Consider the following 24,139-nt stretch of genomic DNA (forward strand, 5'->3'; position numbering starts at 1 on the left):
TTGCGGCGCGCAGAAAGCTGCGCTGTTCCGGCCGTCGGTGGGCGCACGATGGCGCTGCGCAGGCCGCCCGGCCCACGCCGTCCCGCTCAGCTCTTCTTCCCCAGCATTTGCCTGGCATGGGCGCGGGTTTCGCGGCTGATTTCGACGCCGCCGAGCATGCGGGCGATCTCCTCCTCGCGCGCGGCCGCATCGAGGGTGTCGATGCGCGTGTGCGTGGTCGCGCCATCGCTGGCCTTGGCGACGCGCAGGTGGGCGTGGCCTTGGGCCGCGACCTGGGGCAGGTGAGTCACGCACAGGACCTGGCGCTGGTCGCCCAGTGCGCGCAGCTTGTGGCCGACGATCTCGGCGACCGCGCCGCCGATGCCGGCATCAACCTCGTCGAACACCATGGTGCCGATCGCGTCGCTGCCGAGGGCGGCGACTTCGATGGCCAGACTGATGCGCGCCAGCTCACCGCCCGAGGCGACCTTGCGCAGCGGGCGCGGCGCCTGGCCCGGGTTGGCGCTGACGAGGAACTCGACGCGCTCGCTGCCCTGCGGATGCGGTTCGCCGCCGGCTGTGGATTCCAGCGCCACTTCGAGGCGGCCACCGGCCATGCCGAGTTCGGCCATCAGCGCACTGACATCGTCGCCAAGGCGCTGCGCGGTTGCGCTGCGGGCCTGCGTCAGTCGTTGTGCGGCCCGTGCATAACGCTGCGCGATCGCTTCCTGCTCGGCGAGCAGACTGCTGATGCTTGCGCTCGCGCCTCGCAGGTTGGCCAGTTCCTCCTGCAGACGCCGCGTCAGCGCCGGCAGTTCGTCCATGCGCACGCGATGCTTGCGCGCGAGTTCATGCAGCCGGCCGAGTTGCGCCTCGGCTTCGGCCAGTTGCGCGGGATCCAGTTCCAGTGCCGACTGGTAGCGCGCCAGCGCGTCGGTGGCCTCGCCGAGCTGGATCTGCGCCGAGTCGAGCAGCTCCGCCAGCGGCGCCAGACGCGTGTCGAGCGTGGCGAGATGACTGGCCTCGCCATGGGCGCGGGCGAGCAGGCGCGCCAGCGCCAGATCCTCGTCGCCGTCGAGCCGTTGCGTCAGCGTGGCGCAGCCGCGCATGAGTTCGCCCGCATTGGCGAGCCGGCGATGGCGCTCCTCCAGCTCGGCCAATTGCTCGGCGCCGAGCGTGTGGCGTTCGAGCTCGGCGACCTGATGGCCAAGCCATTCGATGCGCTCGCCGGGGTCGGCGCCGCGCGACAGCGCATCGATGCGCGTCGCCAGTTCGCGCCATTGCCGTGCCAGGTCGGCGACTTCGTCGAGCATCCGGGCATGGCTGCCGAAGCTGTCGAGCAGGGCGAGCTGCTGGACGCGCTCGAGCAGGGCCTGGTGCTCGTGCTGGCCGTGGATTTCGATGAGCCCGGCCGCCAGTGTCTTGAGCTGACCGAGCGTGACCGGTCGCCCATTGATCCAGGCGCGCGAGCTGCCTTCGCTGCGCAGCACGCGGCGCAGCTGGCAGGCGCCATCCTCCTCGAGGTCCTCGGCCACGAGCCAGTCACGCAGGTCGGCGCGGCCGGTCAGGTCGAACTCTGCCGATAGTTCGGCGCGCTCGCAGCCGTGTCGCACCATCGTCGCGTCACCGCGCCCGCCGGCAAGCAGCAGCAGGGCGTCGACCAGCAGCGATTTGCCGGCGCCGGTCTCGCCGGTGACCACGGTGAGGCCGGGACCGAAGCTGACATCGGACTCGCCGACGATCGCGAAATCCTTGACGTAGAGGCTTTTCAGCATCGCATGGGTGTTGCTGCGGAAGGCGCCGCACGCTAGCACGCGTGGCGATGGCGGCCAAGCCGCGCGCAGGCATGGAAATCACCCGGCGGCGGGCTTATTGTGTAGGCAATGCAGCTGCGCGTCCCGTCGATGGGCACACGCACCGGAGATTGATGAACGCGGTATCCCGACATCTCGATGCACGTGCGCGCCATCTGCTGCGTTCGTTGATCGCCCAGTACATCCACGAGGGCCAGCCGGTCGGTTCGCGCTCGCTGTCCAAATCCTCGGGTCTGGACGTGAGCCCGGCGACGATTCGGAACATCATGGCCGATCTCGAGGATTTCGGTCTGGTCGCCGCGCCGCACACTTCGGCCGGACGGGTGCCCACCGCGCAGGGCTATCGGGTGTTCGTCGACAGCCTGCTGGAAATGCAGCCGCTGGGCGAGGGCGAGCTGGCGCAATTGCGCCGCGAGCTGCCCACCGAGGCGGCCACCCCAGACCTGCTCGGCAGCGCCAGCGCGCTGCTCTCGCAGATGACCCATTTCGTCGGCGTCGTCAGCGTGCCGCGGCGCGAAGAGTTCCCGTTCCGCCAGATCGACTTCGTGCCGCTCGATGGCGGCCGCGTGTTGGTGATCCTGGTGTTCACCGACGGCCAGGTGCAGAATCGCGTGATCGTGCCGCAGCGTCCCTATGCGCCATCCGAGCTCGAGCAGATCGCCAACTTTCTCAACGCCAATTTCAGCGGCCTGCGCATCGACGAGATTCGCACGCGCCTGCTGCGCGAGATGCAGGACGAGGGCGCGCGCCTCAACACTTTGCTGACCGCGACCATCGAGGTGGCCTCGAAGGCATTCCAGGACAGCGGCAACGACATGCTGGTGGCCGGTCAGACCAACCTCATGGGCCGTCAGGACGGCGCCGACGTCGATCGCCTGCGCGAACTGTTCGAGGCTTTTCAGCGCAAGCGCGACCTGCTGCAACTGCTCGAGCGCTGCGCACATGCCGACGGGGTGCGCCTGTTCATCGGTGAGGAATCCGGTTTTCCCGCACTCGATGGCTACAGCCTCGTGACCGCGCCCTATGGCGTGGACAGTCGCGTGCTCGGCGTGCTGGGCGTGATCGGCCCAACGCGCATGGCCTACGAGCGGGTGATCCCGGTGGTGCAGGCCACCGCGCAGATCATTTCCAGCGCGCTGCGCCGCGCCTGATACGCCTGCGGGTCTACGAATCGGCTACCATCGGCGGCTTTGCGCCCGGCCATGGGCCAGAGCGGCCTTGAAGCTGGTTCCGAAGGCCGCATTAAGCGGTTTCGTGCAGGTCGGATACATCAGCGCAGGCTGCTGCCGCCATTGGCGGGGCAGGCGCGATCGAATGGGAGGAAGGAATGCAAAGCACCACGCCGATGCCGGAGGCGACGCCGGCGGATGCGACCGATGCGGTCGATCAGGGCATCCAGACACTCAGCCGCCAGTTGGGCGAGGCCGAGGCCAAGCTCGCGGAAATGCGCGAGACGGTGTTGCGCGAGCGCGCCGATCTCGACAACCAGCGCAAGCGCCTGCAGCGCGATCTGGATCAGGCGCGCAAGTTCGCCAACGAAAAGCTGCTTGCCGACTTGTTGCCGGTGCTCGACAACCTCGAGCGCGGGCTCACCGCCGAGACCGGCGATGCGGCGGCGCTGCGCGGCGGCGTGGAACTGACCCTGCGCGAATTCGAGCGGGTGGTTGGCGCGCATGGGCTGTGCGCGGTCGGTGTGGTCGGTGAGGCCTTCGATCCCGAACGCCATCAGGCGATGGCGATGGTCGAGGCGCCCGGGCTGGGTGCCGGCAAGGTCGCGCTGGTAATGCAGAAAGGCTATGTGCTCAACGAGCGCCTGCTGCGACCGGCGATGGTGTCGGTGAGCAAATGAGTCGGGCGCCGTTGCGCGGCGCTTGAAAGCGGCCATACGCCCCATATTTTCGAGACAGCGCGGCATTCGGCCGCAACCAGATCAATCGCGGGAGACAACACAATGGGCAAGATCATCGGTATCGACCTTGGCACGACCAATTCGTGCGTGGCGGTGATGGAAGGCAGCACGGCGCGCGTCATCGAGAACTCCGAGGGTGATCGCACGACCCCATCGGTGGTCGCCTTCAAGGACAACGAAGTCGTCGTCGGCGCCACTGCCAAGCGTCAGGCCGTGACCAACCCCAAGAACACCTTCTACGCGGTCAAGCGCCTGATCGGCCGCAAGTTCACCGATGCCGAAGTGCAGAAGGACGTCGGCATGGTGCCCTACGGCATCGTCGCGCACGGCAATGGTGACGCCTGGGTGGAAACTTCCGACGGCAAGAAGATGCCGCCGCCGGAGATTTCGGCCAAGGTGCTGATGAAGATGAAGAAGACCGCCGAGGATTTCCTTGGCGAAGCCGTCACCGAGGCGGTGATCACGGTGCCGGCCTACTTCAACGACAGCCAGCGCCAGGCGACCAAGGATGCCGGCCGCATCGCCGGTCTGGAGGTCAAGCGCATCATCAATGAGCCGACCGCGGCCGCGCTCGCCTATGGCCTGGACAAGAAAGGCGGCGATCGCAAGATCGCGGTGTATGACCTGGGTGGCGGCACCTTCGACATCTCGATCATCGAGATTGCCGAAGTCGATGGCGAGAAGCAGTTCGAAGTGCTCGCCACCAATGGCGACACCTTCCTCGGCGGCGAGGATTTCGACAAGCGCGTGATCGACTACCTCGTCGACGAGTTCAAGAAGGACCAGGGCGTGGATCTCAAGAACGATCCGCTCGCGTTGCAGCGCCTCAAGGACGCGGCCGAGCGCGCCAAGATCGAATTGTCGTCCTCGCACCAGACCGAAGTGAACCTGCCCTACATCACGGCCGATGCCTCGGGCCCGAAGCATCTCAACATCAAGCTCACGCGCGCCAAGCTCGAAGCGCTGGTCGGCGACTTGGTCGAGAAGACCATCGCGCCGTGCCGCACCGCGCTCAGCGATGCGGGGCTCAAGGTTTCGGATGTCAACGAGGTGATCCTCGTCGGCGGCCAGACGCGCATGCCCAAGGTGCAGGAAGTGGTCAAGGACTTCTTCGGCAAGGAGCCGCGCAAGGACGTCAACCCCGACGAGGCGGTTGCGGTCGGTGCGGCGATCCAGGGCGGCGTGCTGTCTGGCGCGGTCAAGGACGTGCTGCTGCTCGATGTCACCCCGCTGTCGCTGGGTATCGAGACGCTCGGTGGCGTGATGACCAAGCTGATCGAGAAGAACACCACCATTCCAACCAAGGCCAGCCAGGTGTTCTCGACCGCCGAGGACAACCAGAGCGCCGTGACCGTGCATGTGCTTCAGGGTGAGCGTGAGCAGGCGCGTTACAACAAGTCGCTCGGCAAGTTCGACCTCACCGGCATCCAGCCGGCGCAACGCGGCATGCCGCAGATCGAAGTCGGCTTCGACATCGATGCCAACGGCATCCTGCATGTCTCGGCCAAGGACAAGAACACTGGCAAGGAGCAGCGCATCGAGATCAAGGGCAGCTCGGGTCTGTCCGAGGACGAGATCCAGCGCATGGTGCGCGACGCCGAGAGCAACAAGGAAGAGGATCGCAAGTTCCACGAGCTCGTGGCTGCGCGCAACAAGGCCGATCAGCTCATCGCCGCCACGCGTGCGGCGATCAAGGAACACGGCGGCAAGGTGGCCGGCGAGATCGGCCGCATCGAGGAAGCGCTGTCGGAACTGGAGAAGGTCGCCAAGGGCGAGGACAAGGCGCAGATCGAGGCCCGCACGAGCGCGCTCGAGCAGGCCGCCCAACCGCTGTTCGCGGCGGCACAGGGGGCGCCGGGTGGCGCCGACGCCGGTGCTGCGCATGGCGCCGGTTCGGCCGCGCAGGATGACGTGGTCGACGCCGAATTCACCGAAGTCAAGGACGACAAGAAGTAAGTCACACACGGCGCCGCCCGCCTCGACTGCAGGCGGCGCCGTCACGGCGCGCGGCTGGCGCGCGGCGTCGGGGGACGCGGGGAGGAGACGATGGAAAAGAACCGCGCCGAGGCGTTTTCCGATGGCGTGATCGCCGTGATCATCACGATCATGGTGCTCGAGCTCAAGGTGCCGCACACGCCGGACTGGGCGGGCCTGCTCGCCAACGCGCACGCGTTCCTGAGCTACGTGCTCAGCTTCGTCTACGTGGGCCTGTACTGGAACAACCACCATCACCTGTTCGCCTCGTGCAAGCATGTCGACGGCAAGGTGATGTGGGCCAACCTCCATTTCCTGTTCTGGCTGTCGCTGTTTCCATTCACGACCTCGTGGCTCAACGAGGCCACGCCGCGGCCCGCTGCGCTGCCGACCGCGGCCTACGGTTTCGTGCTGCTGATGACCGCGTTGGCGTGGTTGCCGCTCGGGCGCGCCCTCATCACCTGCAATGGCGGGGCGCAAGGGCCGCTCTCACGCGCGATCGGCGGCGGCCGCATGGATCGCAAGGCCGTGCTGTCGGCCGCGCTGTATCTGGTTGCGCTTGCATGCGCGCCGTTCGTACCCATTGTGTCCTGCGTGATCTACGCGGCGGTTGCGTTGCTGTGGATCGTTCCTGATCGTCGCATCGAACGCGAATTGACCGACCGATGAAGAAAACCTGTTACTACGAAGTGCTCGGCGTCGCCCGGAGCGCAGGCGATGACGAGCTCAAGAAGTCGTTCCGCCGGCTGGCGATGAAATACCACCCGGACCGGTGCCCGGACGATCCCAAGGCGCAGGACAAGTTCAAGGAGGCCAAGGAGGCCTACGAGGTGCTCGCCGACCCGCAGAAGCGCGCGCTGTACGACCAGCATGGCCATGCCGCCTTCGAGCACGGCATGGGCGGTGGTCGCGGCGGTTTCAATGGCGATGTCGGCGACATTTTCGGTGACATCTTCTCCGACATCTTCGGCATGGGCGGCGGTCGCGGCCGCGCGCGGCGCGGCTCCGACCTGCGCTACCTGCTCGAGCTCGACCTCGAAGAAGCCGTGTTCGGCATCGACAGGACCATCGACGTGCCCACGCTGGTGGAGTGCGCGACCTGCCACGGCGCCGGCTCGGCCGACGGCAAGACCTCGACCTGCGCGACCTGCCAGGGCCATGGTCGCGTGCGCATGCAGAACGGCATCTTCTCGATCCAGCAGGCGTGCCCGCATTGCGGCGGCGCCGGCAAGGTGGTGAAGAATCCGTGCCGCGACTGCCATGGCGAAGGCCGCGTGCGCGACGAACGCACGCTGGCGGTGAAGATCCCGGCCGGCGTCGACAACGGCGATCGCATTCGCTTGGCGGGGCAGGGCGAGGCCGGACCGGCCGGCACCGTGCCGGGCGACCTCTACGTGGAGGTGCGTGTGCGCGAGCACCCGATCTTCCAGCGCGACGGCGACGACCTGCATTGCGAGATCCCGCTGCGCTTCGGCCAGGCTGCGCTCGGCGCCACGCTCAAGGTGCCGACGCTCGATGGCGAGGCCGAACTGGCGATCCCGTCCGAAACCCAGACCGGCAAGCTGTTCCGCCTGCGCGGCAAGGGCGTCAAGTCGGTGCGCAGCGGTCGCGCCGGCGACCTCATCTGCCGCGCCGTGGTCGAAACGCCGGTGCGGCTCACCGCCGAGCAGCGCGAACTGTTGCAGCAGTTCGAGGCGACCTTCGGCGACGATGCGGCCGCCCATTCGCCGCGCGACAGCAGTTGGCTCGATGGTGTCAAGCGCTTCTGGGATCGCGTGACCTCGTAAGCCCGGCGTGGCGGCATTCGTCCGCGCCGCATCTGGGCTACCATCGCGCTCCGATTCCATGGAGCGCGCGATGCCAGCATCGATTCCCGTGGTCGTCCACGGCGCCAGCGGCCGCATGGGGCAGCAACTGCTGCGGATGCTTGCGCACAGCCCGGGCCTGCAGCTCGCCGCCGCACTGGTGCGCAGCGAGTCGGCCGTCTGCGGTGCATGCGTGGATCCATTGCGACCCGACGGCCTGCGCTACACGAGCGCGCTGACGGCGGCCGTCGCTGGCGGCGTCATGGTCGACTTCAGCAGCGCCGCCGCCTTCGACGCAGCACTTGCCCTCGCGCGCGAACGCGGACTCGGCTTCGTGAGCGGCACCACGGGACTCGATGCGCGCCAGCGCCAGGCCTTGCAGCAGGCCAGCGGCGAGATCGCCGTGCTGTGGAGCGCCAACTTCAGCATCGGCATCGCCGTGTTGACGCGACTGGTGCGCGAAGCGGCGCGCACGCTGCAGGGATGGGACTGCGAGATCATCGAGGCGCATCATGGCCGCAAGCTCGATGCGCCATCGGGTACCGCCCTCGCGCTCGGGCGTGCCGTGGCCGCCGCGCGCGGCCAGGATTTCGACACGGTCGCGGCGATCGCGCGCAGCGGCAGCCAGGCGCCGCGGCAGGCGGGCCAGATCGGCTTTGCCGCGCTGCGTGCCGGCGACATCGTGGGCGAGCACGAAGTCTGGCTGGCGACCGCAGGCGAGCGGCTCGAGCTGGTCCATCGCGCCAGCGATCGCAGCCTGTTCGCGCGCGGCGCACTGACCGCCGCGCGTTGGCTCGCGGCGCGTCCGGCCGGTTGCTATGACTTCGGTGCGGTGGTGGCCGATCCGGGGGCCTGAACCGGCATGGCCCCGACCGGCGCCTGCAGCTGCCCGCGCCGGAAGCCGGCGATGGCCGTCCAGGTCGTGCCGAGGCGGTCGATCCCGCCATGCCGTGGCGTTCCCCGGCGAAGGACAGCATCAGCGGCGGCGGTCGCCCACGCCTGCACGGGAATCGCTGCCCATCATCAGAACTGCAGCTGCAGGCGCGCCGCGATTACCGTGGGGTCAAGCACGACGGACTGTTCGCCCGCGCCGCCCGGCTGTCTTCGGCTGTGTACGCGGATGTAGTTGGCTTGCAATTTCAGGTGCTGGCCGATGTACCAGTTGGCGCCGATCGTCCAGTCGCCTTGGGTGCCGCCGTGGACCGGACCGTCGTCGAGGTCGAGGCGGCTGTAGCGCAACGCGACTTCGAACGCGCCAATGTCGCGCAGCGGTCGCACGTTGCCGATCGTACCCTTGCCATAGGGGCGGCTTTCGCCGGTCAGCACCCAGGAGCCTTGCACGTAGTAGCCCGCGCCGTCGAACGCGGGCCTGCCCCGCGGGCTGGCACTCATCCGCAGGTACTCGCCCTGCAGCAGCAACGGACCGTCGATGTAGGCCGCCTCGAGGCCAAGGCGCTTGATCGGACCGGGGAAGGCGAGGCTGCCGGTGTCGACCAGGCGCGTGGTGATGAGACCCGCCTCGGGCTTGGCGCGAAAGCGCGCGGCGGGATTGGCGACAACGCCACGGCCGTCGGTCACTGCGTCGCGATCTTCGCTCGAATAAGCCAGCCCCAGATGCAGCACCGTGGCGCGCTCGCGCGGCTTCGCGCCGGGCTCGCGCCTGATTGGTGTCCACACGATGCGCGCGGCCGGTCCGTTGCCATCGTTGTCGCCGCCCAGATCGCCGCCGTGGAAATAAGCGAGCTGGAACAGCCAATGCGGCACGCCGGCATAACTCCAGTCGGCGCCGATACGGCGACCCATGTTGGCCGCCTGCACGGGCAGTGCGCGCTCCAGGAAGGTCGTCGCGCCCGAGCTGATCGTTTCTTCCCAACCAACCGGCGTCTTGAACTGGCCGATGCGAAAGTCGCCGAGCCGCTTGCTGCTGTAGCGCACGAAATTGTCGAGCCACTGGCCATGCACGCCGGCGCCCGAGGGCGTGGTCTTGAAGCCGCTGACGGTGAAGTCGTAGCCGATGCTGAGATCCCAGCCGTCCGGCAGTCGGGCATTGAAGCTGAACTCCTTGCGCCGCCACGCATTGGCGTCGGCGAGCAACGGCGCGCCGGTCGACGGGTGGGTGGTGGCGCCGGAAAATCCGTTGTAGTCGTACTGGTAGAGGCCCTTGAAGGCGAACTCGTAGCCCTCGGCCGGTTTCCATCGCGTGGGCCAGTCGCCGAGCAGGCTGGCAGCGGGCAGGGAGGCGGTATGCAGCGCGAGCAGCAGGCTCGCGCTCAACAGTCGTCGTGCAGTCATGGCAGGCAGGTCGCTATGCAGGAAAGGGCAATGCCTGCCAGCGTGCCGCTGCCTCGTTGCAGCCGGGTGACGGCTCGGTGTCGGCCGCGTGTCGGCACGCTCGCCCAACAAGCTCACTCGGCCGGCGTCTTGTGCGGATACGCGCACAGATCGCTGATCACGCAATGCGGGCAGTCGGGCTTGCGGGCCTTGCATACGTAGCGGCCGTGCAGGATGAGCCAGTGGTGGGCGTCCTTCAGGTACTCCTGCGGCACCACCTGCATGAGCCGGTCCTCGACTTCGCGCACCGTCCTGCCCGGTGCCAGGCCGGTGCGGTTGGCAACGCGGAAGATGTGGGTGTCGACCGCGATCGTGGGCTCGCCGAAGGCGGTGTTGAGCACGACGTTGGCGGTCTTGCGGCCGACGCCGGGCAGCGCTTCCAGCGCTTCGCGCGAACGCGGCACGACGCCGTCGTACTGGTCGACCAGCATGCGGCAGGTGGCGATGATGTGACTGGCCTTGGCATTGAACAGGCCGATCGTGCTGATGTGGCGCTTGAGTTCCTCCTCGCCGAGCCTGAGCATGGCTTGCGGCGTATTGGCCAGCGCGAACAGCTTGCGGGTGGCCTTGTTGACGCCGACGTCGGTCGCCTGCGCCGACAGGATGACCGCCACCAGCAGTTCGAACGGCGTCGTGTACAGCAGCTCGGTCGTGGGCCGTGGGTTGAGCTCGTGCAGGCGCCGGAACAGCTCGCTGACCTGCCTGGCTGGCATGCGGCGTGGCGGTTTCGGCTTCGACATCGCGGTCGTGCGCCGGGCGCTCAGCGCGGCTTGCCGTCGGGCGCGGCGCCGCCCTGCCGGGCGGCCTTGCGGGCGCGACCGCGGGCGATCGCTTCGAGCACGGCGGCGTGGCTCAGTGGCGCCACCGGACCCGGCCCCGCGGGCGCCGGGTTGGTCGGCGCCGCTTGTGTCGGCGGTGGCCGGGCGATGCCGGCATGGGCTGGCCGCAACGATGTTTCCGCAGCGACCGCGAGCCGAAGCGTGCGTGCCTCGAAGCGCGCGCGCGCCTGCTCGGCGCGCGCCAGCAGCGCGGGGCGCGGCAATGGCGCGGCGCCAGCGTCGAGCAGGGCGATGCAGTCGACCGGACAGGCCGGCACGCACAGTTCGCAGCCGGTGCATTGATCGGCAAGCACCGTGTGCATGTGCTTGGCGCTGCCGATGATCGCGTCGACCGGACAGGCCTGGATGCACTTGGTGCAGCCGATGCAGACCTCCTCGTCGATGACCGCAAGCTGCGGTGCGCGCTCGCTGCCACAGGCCGGATCGAGCGGCTTGGCGGCGCGGCCGAGCAGGGCGGCGAGCGCGGCGATGCCGGCACTGCCGCCCGGGGCGCAGCGGTTGATGTCGCTGCGGCCGTCAGCGACGGCCTCGGCGTACTCGCGGCAGGTCGGATAGCCGCAGCGGCCACACTGGGTCTGCGGCAGCAGCGCATCGATGCGCAGCACGAGTGGAGCGGCGACCGGCATGGCTCAACCGGCACCGACCATGGCGGGCGTCTTGCGCGATCGCGGTACGGACTTTCGCGCAGTCGCGCCCGTGGCTGGCCGGCGGACGTGGCGCATGCTCGGCATGCCTATTTGACGCTCGCGCCGGGCTGCGCGCCGTCATCGGCGGCGAGCAGGAACAGGTCGCTGCCGCCGCTGCCGGCCGACAGGATCATGCCTTCGGAAATGCCGAAGCGCATCTTGCGCGGGGCGAGGTTGGCGATGAACACGACGTTGCGCCCGACCAGTCGCGCCGGCTCGGCATAGGCGGCGCGGATGCCCGAGAAGATCTGGCGCCGGCCGAGTGCGCCGGCGTCGAGTTCGAAGCGCAGCAGTTTGTCCGAACCCTCGACGAAGTCACAGGCGAGCACCTTGCCCACGCGCAGGTCGAGCCTGGCGAAGTCGTCGATCGAGACGGTCGCAGCCGCGGCCGATGGTGCGGGGCTGGCCGGACCGGTGCCGGCGTTGCCCGCTGCGGCGGCATTGGGTGTGCCGACCTCGGGAGCGGTCGCGGCGGCGGGCTTGAGGGATTCCTTCGAGGCTTCGATCATCGTTTCGATCTTGTTGGGGTCGATGCGCACGGTGAGTGCGGAGAACTCGGCGATGCGCGTGCCGAGCGCGGGGGTGGCGGCAGCGGCAAAGCGCGACCAGTCCTCGGCGAGGAAGGCACGCGCGCGCGCGGCGATCGTCGGCACGATCGGCTCGAGCCAGATCGACAGCAGGCGGAAGCCATTCAGCGCCAGCGTGCAGGCGACGTGCAGCTCGTCGCGCCTGGCTGGGTCCTTGGCAAGCAGCCACGGTGCCTTGGCGGCGACGTAGGCATTCGCTTCGTCGGCGACTTCGACCAGCAGCCGGACCACGCCGGCGTAGTCGCAGCCATGGTAGAGCTCGGCGCAGCGCGCCAGTTTCGCCACCCAGCCGTCGTAGAGCGCGCGCTCGGCCGCTGGCAGCGTGGCGGCGAGTTGGCCGTCGAAGAACTTGTGCACGAAGCCGGCGCAGCGGCTGGCGAGGTTGACCCACTTGCCGACCAGATGCGAATTGACGCGATCCTCGAACGCCTTGAGGTCGAGGTCGAGATCGACCGGCGCCGCGGTCAGCATGGTGGCGAAGTAGTAGCGCAGGGCGTCGGGTTCGAGCCCGGCGTCGAGGTAGGTGCGCGCCATGACGAAGGTGCCGCGCGACTTCGACATCTTCTCGCCGTTGACGGTGAGGTAGCCGTTGACGTGCAGCGCATCGGGCGTGCGCAGGCCGGCGCCATGCAGCATCGCGGGCCAGAACAGGCCATGGAAATTGACGATGTCCTTGCCGAGGAAGTGGTGCATTTCGGCGCTGGCGTCGAAGGCCGGGTGCGCGGTCTGCATGAACGCATCGAACGCGGCCGGCCCGAGTCCGTTGGCCGCGCCTGCAGCGCTGGCGCAGTAGTGCTTGAAGCTGGCCAGATAGCCGATCGGGGCATCGAGCCAGACGTAGAAGAACTTGCCCGGCGCGTCGGGGATCGGAAAGCCGAAATACGGTGCGTCGCGCGAGATGTCCCAATCGCGCACGCCGCCATCGGCATCGAGCCATTCGCGCAGCTTGGCCGCGACCGAGGCATGCATGACCGGCGTGCCGCCGGTCAGCCTGCCGCCGATCCAGTCGCGCAGCAGCGCCGTGAAGTCGCCGACCTTGAAGAAATAATGTTCCGACTCGCGCAGCTCGGGCGTGGCGCCCGACAGCACCGAGCGCGGCTCCCTCAGCTCGGTCGGGGCGTAGGTGGCGCCGCAGACCTCGCAGTTGTCGCCATATTGGTCGGGCGTGCCGCAGTTGGGACAGATGCCCTTGACGTAGCGATCGGGCAGGAACATCTGCCGTTGCGGGTCGTAGAGCTGGCGAATCGGGCGCACCGCGATGTGGCCGGCCGCGCGCAGCCGCGAGTAGACCAATTCGGCCAGTTCACGGTTCTCGGTCGAGTGCGTCGTGTAGTAGCAGTCGTGGACGATGCCGAAGTCGCGGAAATCGCGCACGTGACCGGCGTAGATCGCCTCGATGAAGGCCTCGGGCGTGGTGCCTGCCTTCTCGGCGGCGAGCATGATCGGCGTGCCATGCACGTCGTCGGCGGCGACGAAGTGCACGCGGTGGCCTGCCATGCGCTGCGCGCGCACCCAGATGTCGGTCTGGATGTAGCCAAGCAGGTGGCCGAAATGCAGCGGACCGTTGGCATAGGGCAGGGCGTGGGTGACGAGGATTTGTCTGGATGCCGGCGCGCTCATGCGTCGAGGATTCCGCGTGCGTTGCTGCAAAGCGCAAATTATGACACGCCCACGCGACGACGGCCCCCGGCGCGTGGGCACGGGAGCCGTCGCAAAACGGTCAGTGGCGGTTGGCGCAGCCGATCAGGGCGACTTGCGCTCCCAGGTCTGGGTGCGGCCCAGCAGCGAGAAGCCGATGTAACCGCGCACGTCGAGCTTGTTGCCGCCGTCGGCCGGCGTCAGGGTGACCTTGTAGATCTTGCCGGTCTTGGGATCGAGGATGCGCCCGCCGCTCCAGCTGGCGCCGTCGCGGGTGACGTCCCAGAGGATCGTCATGCCTTCCACCGGCTGATCCTTGCGCTCGCCGGTGCAGTTCTTGCACAGCGGATGCGGGCCGTCATCGGACTGCAGCACTTCGAGCACCTTGCCCTGCAGCTTGCCGCCATCGTCGGTGATCTGGACGATCGACTTGGGCTTGCCCGTGCTGTCGTCGATCGTGGTCCAGGTGCCGACCGGCGTGAGCTCGGCGGCGAATGCGGGCACCACGAAGGCAAGGGCCAGGGCAAGCACAGCGCAATTGCGGTACGACATGTTGCGAACTCCGTACGGATTGGAATGGTTAGCCTTGCCGAGCCGGCCGCGTGAGGTCAAGCGGCGGCGCGACATCGACGCCCGCTGCTATCATGGCGCTCTCGCAGGTTCCCCCGTCCGCCCCATGACAGACTCGCTCGAACAGCGCGTGCGGCAATTGCTTGCCGGCATCGTCGATCCGCACTCCGGCAGCGATCTCGTTGCCGCCGGCGCGGTGCGTGGCGTGGGCGTGGCTGGCCGCGACGTCGCGGTCGACCTGTTGCTGGCGTATCCCGCGCTGGGCGCGCGCGAGGCGCTCACCGCGCGCGTCAAGCAGGCGCTTGAGGCCGACCCGGCGATCGATCACGCCGCGGTCGGCATCGAATGGCGCGTCGCCGCCCACGAAGTGCAGAAGGGACTGGGGCCGCTGCCCGGCGTCAAGAATGTCATCGCGGTGGCCTCGGGCAAGGGCGGCGTGGGCAAGTCCACCGTCGCCGCCAACCTGGCCCTGGCGCTGCAGGCCGAAGGCGCCACGGTCGGCGTGCTCGACGCCGACATCTACGGGCCCAGCCAGGTGCTCATGCTCGGTCTGAACGGCAAGCCCGAGAGCCGCGACGGCAAGCGCATCGAACCCAAGATGGGCCACGGTCTGCAGGTCATGTCGATCGGTCTCATGGTCGAGGACGACACCGCCATGGTCTGGCGCGGACCGATGGCGACCCAGGCGCTGACGCAGATGCTCGGCCAGACCAATTGGCGCGAGCTCGACTACCTCGTCATCGACCTGCCGCCCGGCACCGGCGACATCCAGCTCACGCTGTGCCAGAAGATTCCGGTCTCGGGCGCCATCATCGTGACCACGCCGCAGGACCTCGCGCTGCTCGACGCGCGCAAGGCGCTGCGCATGTTCGACAAGGTCAATGTGCCGGTGCTCGGTGTCGTCGAGAACATGGCCACCCACGTCTGCTCGAAGTGCGGCCACGAGGAACACATCTTCGGCGAAGGCGGCGGCGCGCTGATGGCGGCGCAGTACGACGTGCCGCTGTTGGGCAGCCTGCCGCTCGACATCCGCATCCGCGAGCAGGCCGATGGCGGCACGCCAACGGTGGCTGCATTGCCCGACTGCGACCTGACCGCGCGCTATCGCGCCATCGCGCGCAACGCAGCAGCACGGCTGGGCCTGCGCGCACGCAACCAGGCCGGCGCGATCCCGCGCGTGGTGGTCAAGGACGACTGACGCCCGGTGCGCCTGCAACCGACTTCCCGATTTCCCCACTCAGTTCCCGCACCCATGTCCATCAAGAGCGACAAATGGATCCGCCGCATGGCGCAGCAGCAGCGCATGATCGAGCCGTTCGAGCCTGCCCAGGTCAAGCGCAGCGGCGAGCGGCGCCTGATTTCCTATGGCACCTCCAGCTACGGTTACGACGTGCGCTGCGCCAACGAGTTCAAGGTGTTCACCAACATCAACTCGACGATCGTCGACCCCAAGTCCTTCGATGCACGCAGCTTCGTCGACGTGGTGGCCGACGAATGCATCATTCCGCCCAATTCGTTCGCGCTGGCGCGCACGGTCGAGTACTTCCGCATCCCGCGCAAGGTGCTGACGGTGTGCCTTGGCAAGAGCACATATGCGCGCTGCGGCATCATCGTCAACGTGACCCCGCTGGAGCCCGAATGGGAGGGCCACGTGACGCTGGAGTTTTCCAATACCACGCCGTTACCGGCGCGCATCTACGCCAATGAAGGCGTGGCGCAGATGCTGTTTTTCGAATCCGACGAGGAATGCGAGACCAGCTACAAGGACCGCGGCGGCAAGTACATGGGCCAGACCGGCGTGACGCTGCCCAATGCGTGAATCCGGCCTGACGCCAGTGCCGTTCGCATGCGCCGCCGTGCCCGGCGATGGTAGGCTAGCGGTCTGCGTGACGGGCGCTCCCGCGGGTGGCCAGGCACGGCGCGGTCCGCAGCGTGGTGGGCTCCCGGCGCGTGTTTCGTTGCCGACCCTTGAACCATCGCACAACCGGCCTCGCGCGTGACGCTTTCCGCTACCAGCGCGCAGGCCATGCAGGCTTCCAGTCCGCCCAATTGGAGACACACCCAGTGATGCGCAGCATTTTCCCGATCCGCGGCCTGACCCGCGCCGCCGCGCTGGCGATCGTGCTGGCCTTGATGGCCGCATGCCACCGCAATGCCAATGTCATGCCGACCGCCGTGCAGGCCGCCAACATCCCCGCGAGCTTCGACGTGACGCTGCTCGCCGACAAGGATGGCCAGTTCGACTTCGACGGCGCTCCGCTGACGCCCGAGGACCTGCGCGGCGCGTTCCGCTACCGGCTCGAAGAACACCTGCCGCTGTCGACCGTGCTGCTCAAGCGCGGCGAGAAGCAGAAGATCAAGAAGGAACACATCGCCACGCTGGCGCGCATCGCGCTGGAGATGAAGTTCAAGGCGTTCATGCTCGAACACGACGGCGCGATCTCCGAGCTCGTCGCAACCGGCAAGAATGCCGACGCCGCGGCTTCGGACTGACCGATTCCGCACAACAGCTACCAGGAGCAGATCGTGAACAAGATCATCGTTGGACTTGCGGCGCTGGCGCTGGCCTTCGCCGGTGGCGTGGCCAGTGCCCGTTCGGACATCAAGGACGGCAACGCCATGGTGAAGCCCGAGAAGAATGCGCGCTATTCGATCGACGGCGCGACGATGGGCAAGGCCGAGCTGTACGGTTACATCGGCGACCTGCGCGACACCGACCACATCACCGGCATCGTGCTCAAGAAGGGTGGCGACGACGAACAGCGCCACATCATCGCCACGATCGCCAAGACGCTGGGCCTGAAGTCCTATGAGCAGGACGGCCGCGAGCTGCGCGAGTTGCCGCAGCCCGAAACGGCGCCCCCGGCACCGGCCGTCGATGCCGCGCCGGCGACCGACAGCGAGACCGGACACTGAAGACGAGTTGCTGCCGCGCGCGCATCGTGCCGCCGCAGTCGCGGCGGCACCGCGCGCGGGTGATGATGGCGGCATGGGCGCTCGCGATGGCGTGTACCGCGTGGACCACCGTCGCCGCCGCAGGACCGATCGGGTTCGTCGGTGAAACCTTCCACGACTGGAAGGAGCGCCTGTTCGGCAAGGGTCATCGCGTGGCCGAAGTGGTCGACGCTGCGCCGAGCGGCCCGATCGTGCTCACGCCGGGCCAGCCGCTGCGCGTGCGCATCGACGCCAGAGCGCCGCAGCGCGAATTTGCCAAGGGCAGCAGTCACTATCGCGAGATCGTGTTGCCGCAGACGCTGGCCCACGCCTCGTTGCGCCTGCAGGTGGTGACCCAGCGCCAGCACGGGATCGGCAACACCGTGCTCAAGCCGTTGCTGTACGTGCACGGCGAGGGCGATACGTTGCGCGACCCGGTGGCGGTCAAGCCGCTGCATCTGGACATCCGCCCGTTCCGCAAGTCGCGCTTGCTCGGTTGCGTGCGACTGGACGACGTGCGGCGCTTCATCCTTGCCGCCGATGCCGGCGCCATCGGCAAATCCTACGAAGCCGAGGTGCGCGATGCGGTCAAGGCGCCGACCGCCAGCGGCTTCTACTACACGACCGACACGATCAAGGCGCGCCTGCCGTATGCGGGCACCGGCACCGTGATCCTCGACATCAGCGCCGAAGACTCCAGCAAACCGGCTTGCTGACGCGCAGCGCTGCCGCGGCGGCGGGGTCGGCGGCCAGGCGCGCCGACGCATCCGCTCACGGCAGTGCGTCGAGCGCCGCGCGCAGGGCCCGGTCCAGCCGCAGGTCGAGCGCAGGCACGGCCGGAGCAAGCCCGCTCCAGCGTTCGAGCAGGCCCGTCAGCTCGTGCGCGGCATCGCTCGGCGCGCGGCCGCCCATGCGGGCCGACAGGCGCTCGACCTGGCGCGCCCGGCGGCGTTCCTGGTCCTCGGCCGGTGAATCGATGCCGGCGAGCGCTTCGAGCTCGACCATTACGTCGCGGTGTGCATCCGTGGCCTCGGCCGCGCGCGACTGGCCTGCCAGCGCCTGCTCGAACCGTTGCGTCAGCGCGATGCTTGCGATGTCGCTGGCGGCGACCTGCGGCCACTGCGTGCGGGCGTCGTCACCCGTGCCGGTTTCGGCGTTGCGGCACAACCGATAGCGCTCCTGCCAGGTGAGGAAACGGGCCTGGCGCCGCGCGCGCTCGCGCGCGTGCGCTCGGTCACGCAGGCGAGCCTGTGCCGCGGCATGGCGTTGGCGCAGGCCGGCATCGTCCACACGCAGCGCGTTCCACGCGGTCTCGATGCGCGTCACGGCGCCGCGCTCGGGTTCGGCCTCGGTGCTGGCGATGGCCTCGAGTTCGGCGCACAGCGCGAGCGCCTGGTTGCGGGCCTCGTCCTCACGCTGGCTGCGTTCGGCACGCTGCGCATCGAGTTGGCCAAACACGCGATCGAGGGCGCTGCGGAACTCCTGCCATTGGGCCTGGTCGCGTGCGCGCTTGCCGTTGCCGGCCTCGCGCCAGCGCGCCTGCAGGTCGCGTGCGCTGGCGGCAGCGCCGCGCGGCAGCTCGCCGGCCAAAGCCTGGGCCTGGGCGATGAGCCCGCTCTTGAGCGCGGCCACGGCGTCGTCGCGCCGCGCGATCTGCGCATCGAGCGTACGCAGCGCGTCCTTGAGCGATTGCGCCAGCCCCTTGCGCTCGCGCGGCTCGATGCGGTCGAGATCGCGCAGTGCGTCGGCACTGGCCTGGCGCAGCGTGCGCACGAGTGCCGGGTCGGTGGCGTCGGTTGGCAGCGCGGCAATCCGGGCGAGCAGGGCGGCGACCTGCGCCGCATGCCCTTCGCGCAGTTCCTGGCGCTTGCGGAAGTAGCCGCGGGCCGGTTCCAGCGCGGCGCGGCAGGCACCGTGGAAGCGCCGCGCGAGCCCGCCCACGCGCGCACTGCCGCCTTCGACCTTGTCGAGCAGTTGCCACTCGCGCTGCGCATCGCGGACCTTGGCGGCGACCGCATCGGGATGCAGGCCGGCAGCCGGCAGCGCCTCGAGGTCCTCGCACAGCTGGCGCCGGCGCTGGTTGTCGGCCCAGTGCTGCCAGCGAGCGAGTTCGGCGTAGCGCTCCTGGGTGGCGGCCAGCGCCTGTTGCAGCGCGCCGGGCAGGGCGCCTTCGATCTGTTCGCGCAGGGCGTCGGTGCGCGCCTTGGCCTGGTGCGCCTGCGCGGCGGCACCCGCATCGAGCGCCTGCGCGCAGTCGCGCTGGGCCTGCTGCAGATCATGCAGCAGCGCCCGCTGGTGTTGCTGACGTTCGCGCTGTGCGGCCTGTGCTTCATCGAGCGAGGCCGCGAAGCGTGCCTGGGCAATCAGGTTGGCACTGAGGTCGGCGGCGGCCGCGTCGTCCGCGCTCGCCTCGCTGTCGGCAGCGGGCGCCGCCACGGTGGCTGCGCTGGCAGTGTCGGCACCACCGGCAACGGCGGGCGCGCTGCTGGCCGCTGCGGGCGGTCGCGGCGCGCGGGCGGCTGCGATGAGTTCGAGCGCGGTGGCAAAGCGCGTGCGCAGCGACGCCGGGGCGAGCGCTTCGACCGCACGCCACTGCGCGATCAGTTCGGCCTCGAGCGTGGCGGCTGACGGCACGCGCAGGCTCTGTTCGATCTGTTCGCACAGCTTGCGTGCGCGCTGTTCGACGGCCGCATCTTGGCCGCTGGCGATGCGCAGCGCCTCGATCCGTTCGCGCGCGCGACGGCTCACCGCCTTGTCGGACTTGCGCGCGCGTTCGGCCAGGCGTTCGAGCTGTTTCTCGTCGTCGATCCGCTCGACCAGTGCGAGGCGGATCGCGGGATCGGGATCCTCCAGCGCGCGAGTCAGCAGCAGGCTCGGCTTGTCGATGCGCGCGAGCGCGGCCTGGCGCAATGGTGCTTCGGTGGCCCGGTTGGCGACGTGCTCGTCCAGTTCGGGGTCTTCTTGCGCGCGCAACAGGCGCAGCCGCTCGGCCACGCTCGGTGCCTTGGCATGGCGGCCGGCGAGCAGGTCCAGCCACAGGCTGCGCGCCTGCTTGCGCACCTCGGCGTCGGCGTCGTCGTGCGCCATGCGTTGCGCCATGGCCGGGTCGGCCAGGCGCTGCAGGGCGGCCAGGCGCACCTGCGCGTCGTCGTCCTCGCGGGCGAAGCGGGCGAGCTCGGCGATGAGTTCGGGGGTCTGGTCGCGTGCTACCGCGTCGCGCCGCTCGCTCGCGTTGCGTGATTGCCAGCGGGGCTTGTTGAACAGGGCGGTCAGTTTCATGGCGATACGCAGGGTCGTTGGCCGGAGCAGCCCTTCGCGGGCCGGACGGCGCGGCTCAGAACAGGGTACGGATGATGTGGATGCCGGCGGTGTATTCGCCCAGCACGGTGCCGAGCGTGACGAACATGAAATTGAGCAGGGTGCGTGCGATGCGGTTCTTCCACCAGCCGCTCCAGTGGGCGACGTCGTCGCGCAAGGCGTCGAAATCGGCGACCCGCGGCTTGCGCAGCCAGGCCTCGACGCCGGCACTGATCGCCGACGCCGGGATGCCGGGCCGGAACGGTTTGAGCGGGGCGGCGATGAATGCCGCCAGCACGCTCAGCGGGTGGGCCGCGGCCGCGATCGCGCCGAGCGCGGCGAAGCCGCCCGTGAACAGCACCCAGGCGAGCAGGGCGTCGGTGCCGGCGCGGGCGCCGCGCGTGAACGCAAAGCCGATCGCGCCGGCGATGACGATGAAGACGATGGCGGCGAGCACCTTCGGCCAACGCGAGGGCGGCGGCGTGGTCGCCAGGCGCTCGATCAGCGGCTGCGGCGCATCGCGCTGTGCGAGCAGTTCGTGCTCGATGCCGCGCAGATGGCCAGCGCCGATCACGACGAGCACCTTGCGCGGGCTGCCGTCGCCGGCGTGCCGGCGCAACTGCGCGGTCATGAAGCGGTCACGCTCGGCGATCAGCGCCTCGTACAGGGGCGGCGATTCGCGCGCGAATTCGTTGAACATGCTGCCGAGCAGGTCGCCCTGCTTGAGCTTCTCGATTTCGTCCTCGCTCACCTCTTCGCGCGTGAGCAGACTCGCGCCGAGTCCGCCGACGATGGCCATGCGGTCGAGGAAACCGACCGCACGATGGGCGCGCTTGAGCGTGGTGCCGATCTCGCGGTCGATCAGCCACAGCGGCAGGCCGCGTTGCTCGGCGCCGTCGATGGCCGCCTTCATCTCGGCCCCCGGCTCGATGTGGAACTGTTCGGCGAGGCGGCGCTGGAAGGCCGACAGTGCGAGATTGGCGGCGACCAGCCCGACCTTGCGCTGCCGGATCACCTGGAACAGGTCGAGATTGCGGAATGCCTCGGGGTTGCGGATCGACTGGTAGCGCGCCTGGCACAGCTCGACCGCGACCGCGTCGAACGATTCGCGCGTCAGCATCTCGCGCACCGCATCGGCGCTCGCGCGCGAGACATGCGCGGTACCGAGCAGGACATATTCCACGCCATCGCGCTGGACGCGCGCCAGCGGCTGCGCGGCCAGCACGTCGTCGGTCCCGGTGGCCACTTCGGCGGCGGTGTCGGTCATGTCAGTCGCGGTAGCGGCGTGTGAGGTCGGCATAGGCGTCGATGCGGCGATCGCGCAGGAACGGCCAGATGCGGCGCACGTCCTCGCTGCGCGCCAGATCGATCTCGACCAGCAGCAGTTCGGCAGCCTCGCTGCCGGCGCGGGCGAGGAATTCACCCTGCGGCCCGGCCACGAAACTCGTGCCCCAGAACGCGATGCCGCGTCCGCCGTCGGGTGCGGCCTCGAAGCCGGTGCGATTGCAGACCAGCACGGGCAGGCCGTTGGCGACCGCGTGGCCGCGCTGCACCGTGATCCAGGCGTCGCGCTGGCGCTCGCGCTCGGCAGCGGTGTCGGCCGGATCCCAACCGATCGCGGTCGGGTAGAGCAGGATGTCGGCGCCGGCCAGCGCCATCAGGCGCGCCGCTTCCGGATACCACTGGTCCCAGCACACGAGCACGCCGAGCTTGCCGAGCGAGGTTGCGATCGGCTCGAAGCCGAGGTCGCCAGGCGTGAAGTAGAACTTCTCGTAAAACGCCGGGTCGTCGGGAATGTGCATCTTGCGATAGCGGCCGGCGATCTGCGCGGAGCGGTCGAACACGACCGCGGTGTTGTGGTAGAGGCCGGCCGCGCGCCGCTCGAACAGCGAGGCGACGACGACGAGCTTGAGTTCGTCGGCCAGCGCGCCAAGGCGCTGCGTGCTCGGCCCGGGGATCGGCTCGGCACGGTCGAACTCGGCCACACTCTCCTGCTGGCAGAAATAGGGGCCGTTGTGCAGCTCCTGCAGCAGCACGAGCTCGGCGCCGGCGGCCGCGGCGCGGCGCAGGCCGGCTTCGATCGCGTCGAGGTTGGCCTCGCGACTGCCGCGGTCGATTTCCTGCAGCAGCGCGGCCTTGAGTGTGTGTGCCATCGCCATCGGGTCCAGCAACAAGACAATCGTCGATGGTAGCGCGAATCGCCGCCGCGCAGGCTGCTAGGCCGCCAGCGTGCCGGCTGGCAACTGCATGGTCAGGCAGTGGACGCTGCCGTTCTGCCAGATGAGCTCGCGCGCATCGACGGCAACGACCTCGCGCCCCGGATGCGCGGCGGCCACCACGGCCTGCGCGGCGGCATCGGCAGCATCGGCGTAGGCCGGCATGATGACGCCGCCGTTGACGATGAGGTAGTTGGCATAGGACGCCGCCAGGCGCCGTTCCCCGTCGTGGATCGGGCGCGGCCACGGCAGTGCATGCAGGCGATAGGGGTGCCCCGCCGGCGTGCGCAGCGCCGCCAGTTCGGCGTGCATGCGCGCCAGCTCGGCGTGGTGGATGTCGCCCGCATCGTCGCAGGACTGGAACACGATCGCATCGTCCGGCGCGAAGCGGGCGAGGGTATCGATGTGGGCGTCGGTGTCATCGCCCTGCAGATAGCCGTGTTCGAGCCACAGCACGCGCTCGGCATGGAAGGCGTCACACAGCGTGCGGTCGAGCTGTGCGCGCGACAGATCAGGATGCCGTTGCGCAAGACAGCGCAGCGTGGTCAGCAGGCTGCCGCGACCGTCGGATTCGATTGCGCCCCCTTCGAGCGCCCAGTCGATGCGACGATGGCGCGTGCCGCCGGCGAACAGGCCAGCGGCGATGAGCCGGCCGACCAGCGCGTCATCACGGTCGGCGCCGTACTTGCCGCCCCAGCCCGTGAAACGGAAGTCGAGCAGCTCGCGTGCGCCGTCGGCGACCAGCGTGAGCGGCCCCGAATCGCGCAACCAGGTGTCGTCATAGGGCGCCAGTACCCAGCGCAGGCGCTGCGGCGCCACGCCGGCCGCGGTCAGCCGCTGGCTGGCACGCGCCTGCACCTCGGCATCGGCCACGCACAGCACCACGGGTTCGAAGCGCGCAATGGCGGCTGCGAGCGCGGTGTAGGCGGTTTCGATGCGCGACAGGCGCGGGCCCCAGTCGGTGGCGGCATGGGGCCAGGCAATGACGACCGCTGCCTGCGCTTCCCACTCCGCAGGCAGGCGCCAGGACTGCGCGGTCATCAGGACGTCGGGTTGGCCGCGTCGACCACGGTGTGGATCACGTGGTTGCGTTCGAAGTACACGGTGTAGCCCGCATAGCGCCAACGGTTGATCGTCGGGTGCCTCGGCGCATCGCCGCCGGCTGCCGGCAGCTTGTCGACCGGTGCGCCGAAGCGGCGTTCGACCTGGGCCATGCTCATGCCGCGCGTGGGCACGCTGCTGCCGGTGTCGGCTGGCGCACGATGGTGGCGCGCACGGGCCGGCTTTTTCGCAGCCGGCGCCGCCTTGACCGTGTCAGTGGCGACGGCGGCGTCCTGTGCCTGCGCCAGCGGCATCGCCAGCGCGCCGACGAGGAGTGGCAGCGTCATCAGAATGGACTTGCGGATCATGCTTCAACTCCTTGTCAATCAAGGGAAAGCCTCGGACCACGGGCCTTGCGCTTTGTAGCAGAAGCGGCCGCCGGATTCCATCGTCCCGCGCAAGGAATGCGGCGAACGGCACGCTTCGGGCAGCAAAAAGGGCCGCATGCGGCCCTTTTGC

The 24,139-nt window shown here is 69.0% G+C and carries 22 protein-coding genes; 11 read left to right on the forward strand and 11 right to left on the reverse strand.

Annotated features, from left to right (window positions below; all coding sequences use genetic code 11):
- Positions 1-86 precede the first annotated feature (86 nt).
- Positions 87-1,754 (reverse strand): DNA repair protein RecN, encoded by a 1,668-nt coding sequence (recN, locus tag KF903_RS02730; protein WP_291210695.1) that lies wholly within the window; start codon positions 1,752-1,754, stop codon positions 87-89.
- A 152-nt stretch (positions 1,755-1,906) separates the two neighbouring features.
- On the opposite strand from recN, the gene hrcA reads away from it, so the two are divergent.
- The 6 genes from hrcA to dapB all read left to right on the forward strand — a co-directional run bounded on the left by hrcA (position 1,907) and on the right by dapB (position 8,337).
- A complete protein-coding gene (gene hrcA, locus KF903_RS02735) occupies positions 1,907-2,944 on the forward strand; it encodes a heat-inducible transcriptional repressor HrcA (protein ID WP_291210697.1) in 1,038 nt (345 codons plus the stop codon).
- Positions 2,945-3,120: 176 nt separating this feature from the next.
- Complete coding sequence (grpE, locus tag KF903_RS02740; RefSeq protein ID WP_291210699.1) at positions 3,121-3,642, forward strand: nucleotide exchange factor GrpE; 522 nt, start codon at positions 3,121-3,123, stop codon at positions 3,640-3,642.
- A gap of 102 nt (positions 3,643-3,744) precedes the next feature.
- Positions 3,745-5,658 (forward strand): molecular chaperone DnaK, encoded by a 1,914-nt coding sequence (dnaK, locus tag KF903_RS02745; protein WP_291210701.1) that lies wholly within the window; start codon positions 3,745-3,747, stop codon positions 5,656-5,658.
- A 90-nt stretch (positions 5,659-5,748) separates the two neighbouring features.
- Positions 5,749-6,345 (forward strand): TMEM175 family protein, encoded by a 597-nt coding sequence (locus KF903_RS02750; RefSeq protein WP_291210703.1) that lies wholly within the window; start codon positions 5,749-5,751, stop codon positions 6,343-6,345.
- On the forward strand, positions 6,342-7,463 hold the full coding sequence (dnaJ, locus tag KF903_RS02755; protein WP_291210704.1) for a molecular chaperone DnaJ: 1,122 nt from the start codon (positions 6,342-6,344) through the stop codon (positions 7,461-7,463). Before KF903_RS02750 ends, dnaJ begins: the two co-directional genes overlap by 4 nt.
- 70 nt (positions 7,464-7,533) lie before the next feature.
- Positions 7,534-8,337: a 4-hydroxy-tetrahydrodipicolinate reductase gene (gene dapB / locus KF903_RS02760; protein WP_291210706.1), complete on the forward strand. Its 804-nt coding sequence runs from the start codon at positions 7,534-7,536 to the stop codon at positions 8,335-8,337.
- Between the two features lie 167 nt (positions 8,338-8,504).
- Here dapB and KF903_RS02765 read toward each other — a convergent pair whose 3' ends face one another.
- The 5 genes from KF903_RS02765 to KF903_RS02785 all read right to left on the reverse strand — a co-directional run bounded on the left by KF903_RS02765 (position 8,505) and on the right by KF903_RS02785 (position 14,114).
- The gene (locus KF903_RS02765; protein ID WP_291210708.1) at positions 8,505-9,773 is read right to left on the reverse strand and encodes an OprO/OprP family phosphate-selective porin; all 1,269 of its coding nucleotides are present in this window, start codon (positions 9,771-9,773) and stop codon (positions 8,505-8,507) included.
- Positions 9,774-9,886: 113 nt separating this feature from the next.
- On the reverse strand, positions 9,887-10,552 hold the full coding sequence (gene nth / locus KF903_RS02770) for an endonuclease III (RefSeq protein WP_291210710.1): 666 nt from the start codon (positions 10,550-10,552) through the stop codon (positions 9,887-9,889).
- 20 nt (positions 10,553-10,572) lie between these two features.
- A complete protein-coding gene (locus KF903_RS02775; RefSeq protein WP_291210712.1) occupies positions 10,573-11,277 on the reverse strand; it encodes an RnfABCDGE type electron transport complex subunit B in 705 nt (234 codons plus the stop codon).
- Between the two features lie 107 nt (positions 11,278-11,384).
- Positions 11,385-13,544: a methionine--tRNA ligase gene (gene metG, locus KF903_RS02780; RefSeq protein ID WP_291210714.1), complete on the reverse strand. Its 2,160-nt coding sequence runs from the start codon at positions 13,542-13,544 to the stop codon at positions 11,385-11,387.
- 123 nt (positions 13,545-13,667) lie between these two features.
- Positions 13,668-14,114, reverse strand: a complete 447-nt coding sequence (locus KF903_RS02785) for a DUF2147 domain-containing protein (RefSeq protein ID WP_291210717.1) — start codon at positions 14,112-14,114, stop codon at positions 13,668-13,670.
- A 124-nt stretch (positions 14,115-14,238) separates the two neighbouring features.
- Between KF903_RS02785 and apbC the strand changes: the two genes are divergently transcribed.
- The 5 genes from apbC (at position 14,239) to KF903_RS02810 (ending at position 17,782) form a co-directional block, all read left to right on the forward strand.
- Positions 14,239-15,330, forward strand: a complete 1,092-nt coding sequence (gene apbC / locus KF903_RS02790; RefSeq protein WP_291210720.1) for an iron-sulfur cluster carrier protein ApbC — start codon at positions 14,239-14,241, stop codon at positions 15,328-15,330.
- A 54-nt stretch (positions 15,331-15,384) separates the two neighbouring features.
- Positions 15,385-15,951: a dCTP deaminase gene (gene dcd, locus KF903_RS02795; RefSeq protein WP_291210723.1), complete on the forward strand. Its 567-nt coding sequence runs from the start codon at positions 15,385-15,387 to the stop codon at positions 15,949-15,951.
- Between the two features lie 245 nt (positions 15,952-16,196).
- Positions 16,197-16,625 carry a hypothetical protein gene (locus KF903_RS02800; protein ID WP_291210726.1) on the forward strand — a complete coding sequence of 143 codons (429 nt, stop codon included), beginning with the start codon at positions 16,197-16,199 and terminating at the stop codon, positions 16,623-16,625.
- A gap of 33 nt (positions 16,626-16,658) precedes the next feature.
- The gene (locus tag KF903_RS02805; protein WP_291210728.1) at positions 16,659-17,048 is read left to right on the forward strand and encodes a hypothetical protein; all 390 of its coding nucleotides are present in this window, start codon (positions 16,659-16,661) and stop codon (positions 17,046-17,048) included.
- An 86-nt stretch (positions 17,049-17,134) separates the two neighbouring features.
- Positions 17,135-17,782 carry a hypothetical protein gene (locus KF903_RS02810; RefSeq protein ID WP_291210730.1) on the forward strand — a complete coding sequence of 216 codons (648 nt, stop codon included), beginning with the start codon at positions 17,135-17,137 and terminating at the stop codon, positions 17,780-17,782.
- A 55-nt stretch (positions 17,783-17,837) separates the two neighbouring features.
- Here KF903_RS02810 and KF903_RS02815 read toward each other — a convergent pair whose 3' ends face one another.
- From KF903_RS02815 to KF903_RS02835, 5 genes are all read right to left on the reverse strand, one after another.
- Complete coding sequence (locus KF903_RS02815) at positions 17,838-20,345, reverse strand: DUF349 domain-containing protein (RefSeq protein WP_291210732.1); 2,508 nt, start codon at positions 20,343-20,345, stop codon at positions 17,838-17,840.
- Between the two features lie 55 nt (positions 20,346-20,400).
- Entirely contained in the window at positions 20,401-21,630 is a 1,230-nt protein-coding gene (locus KF903_RS02820) for a TraB/GumN family protein (protein ID WP_291210734.1), read from the reverse strand.
- A 1-nt stretch (position 21,631) separates the two neighbouring features.
- Positions 21,632-22,516 carry a carbon-nitrogen hydrolase gene (locus tag KF903_RS02825; RefSeq protein WP_291211158.1) on the reverse strand — a complete coding sequence of 295 codons (885 nt, stop codon included), beginning with the start codon at positions 22,514-22,516 and terminating at the stop codon, positions 21,632-21,634.
- A 63-nt stretch (positions 22,517-22,579) separates the two neighbouring features.
- Positions 22,580-23,620 (reverse strand): agmatine deiminase family protein, encoded by a 1,041-nt coding sequence (locus tag KF903_RS02830; RefSeq protein WP_291210736.1) that lies wholly within the window; start codon positions 23,618-23,620, stop codon positions 22,580-22,582.
- A complete protein-coding gene (locus tag KF903_RS02835) occupies positions 23,620-23,988 on the reverse strand; it encodes a hypothetical protein (RefSeq protein ID WP_291210738.1) in 369 nt (122 codons plus the stop codon). Before KF903_RS02835 ends, KF903_RS02830 begins: the two co-directional genes overlap by 1 nt.
- Between the last annotated feature and the right edge of the window lie 151 nt (positions 23,989-24,139).

Origin of the sequence: Dokdonella sp., from assembly GCF_019634845.1 — a bacterium.
Taxonomy (GTDB): domain Bacteria; phylum Pseudomonadota; class Gammaproteobacteria; order Xanthomonadales; family Rhodanobacteraceae; genus Dokdonella_A.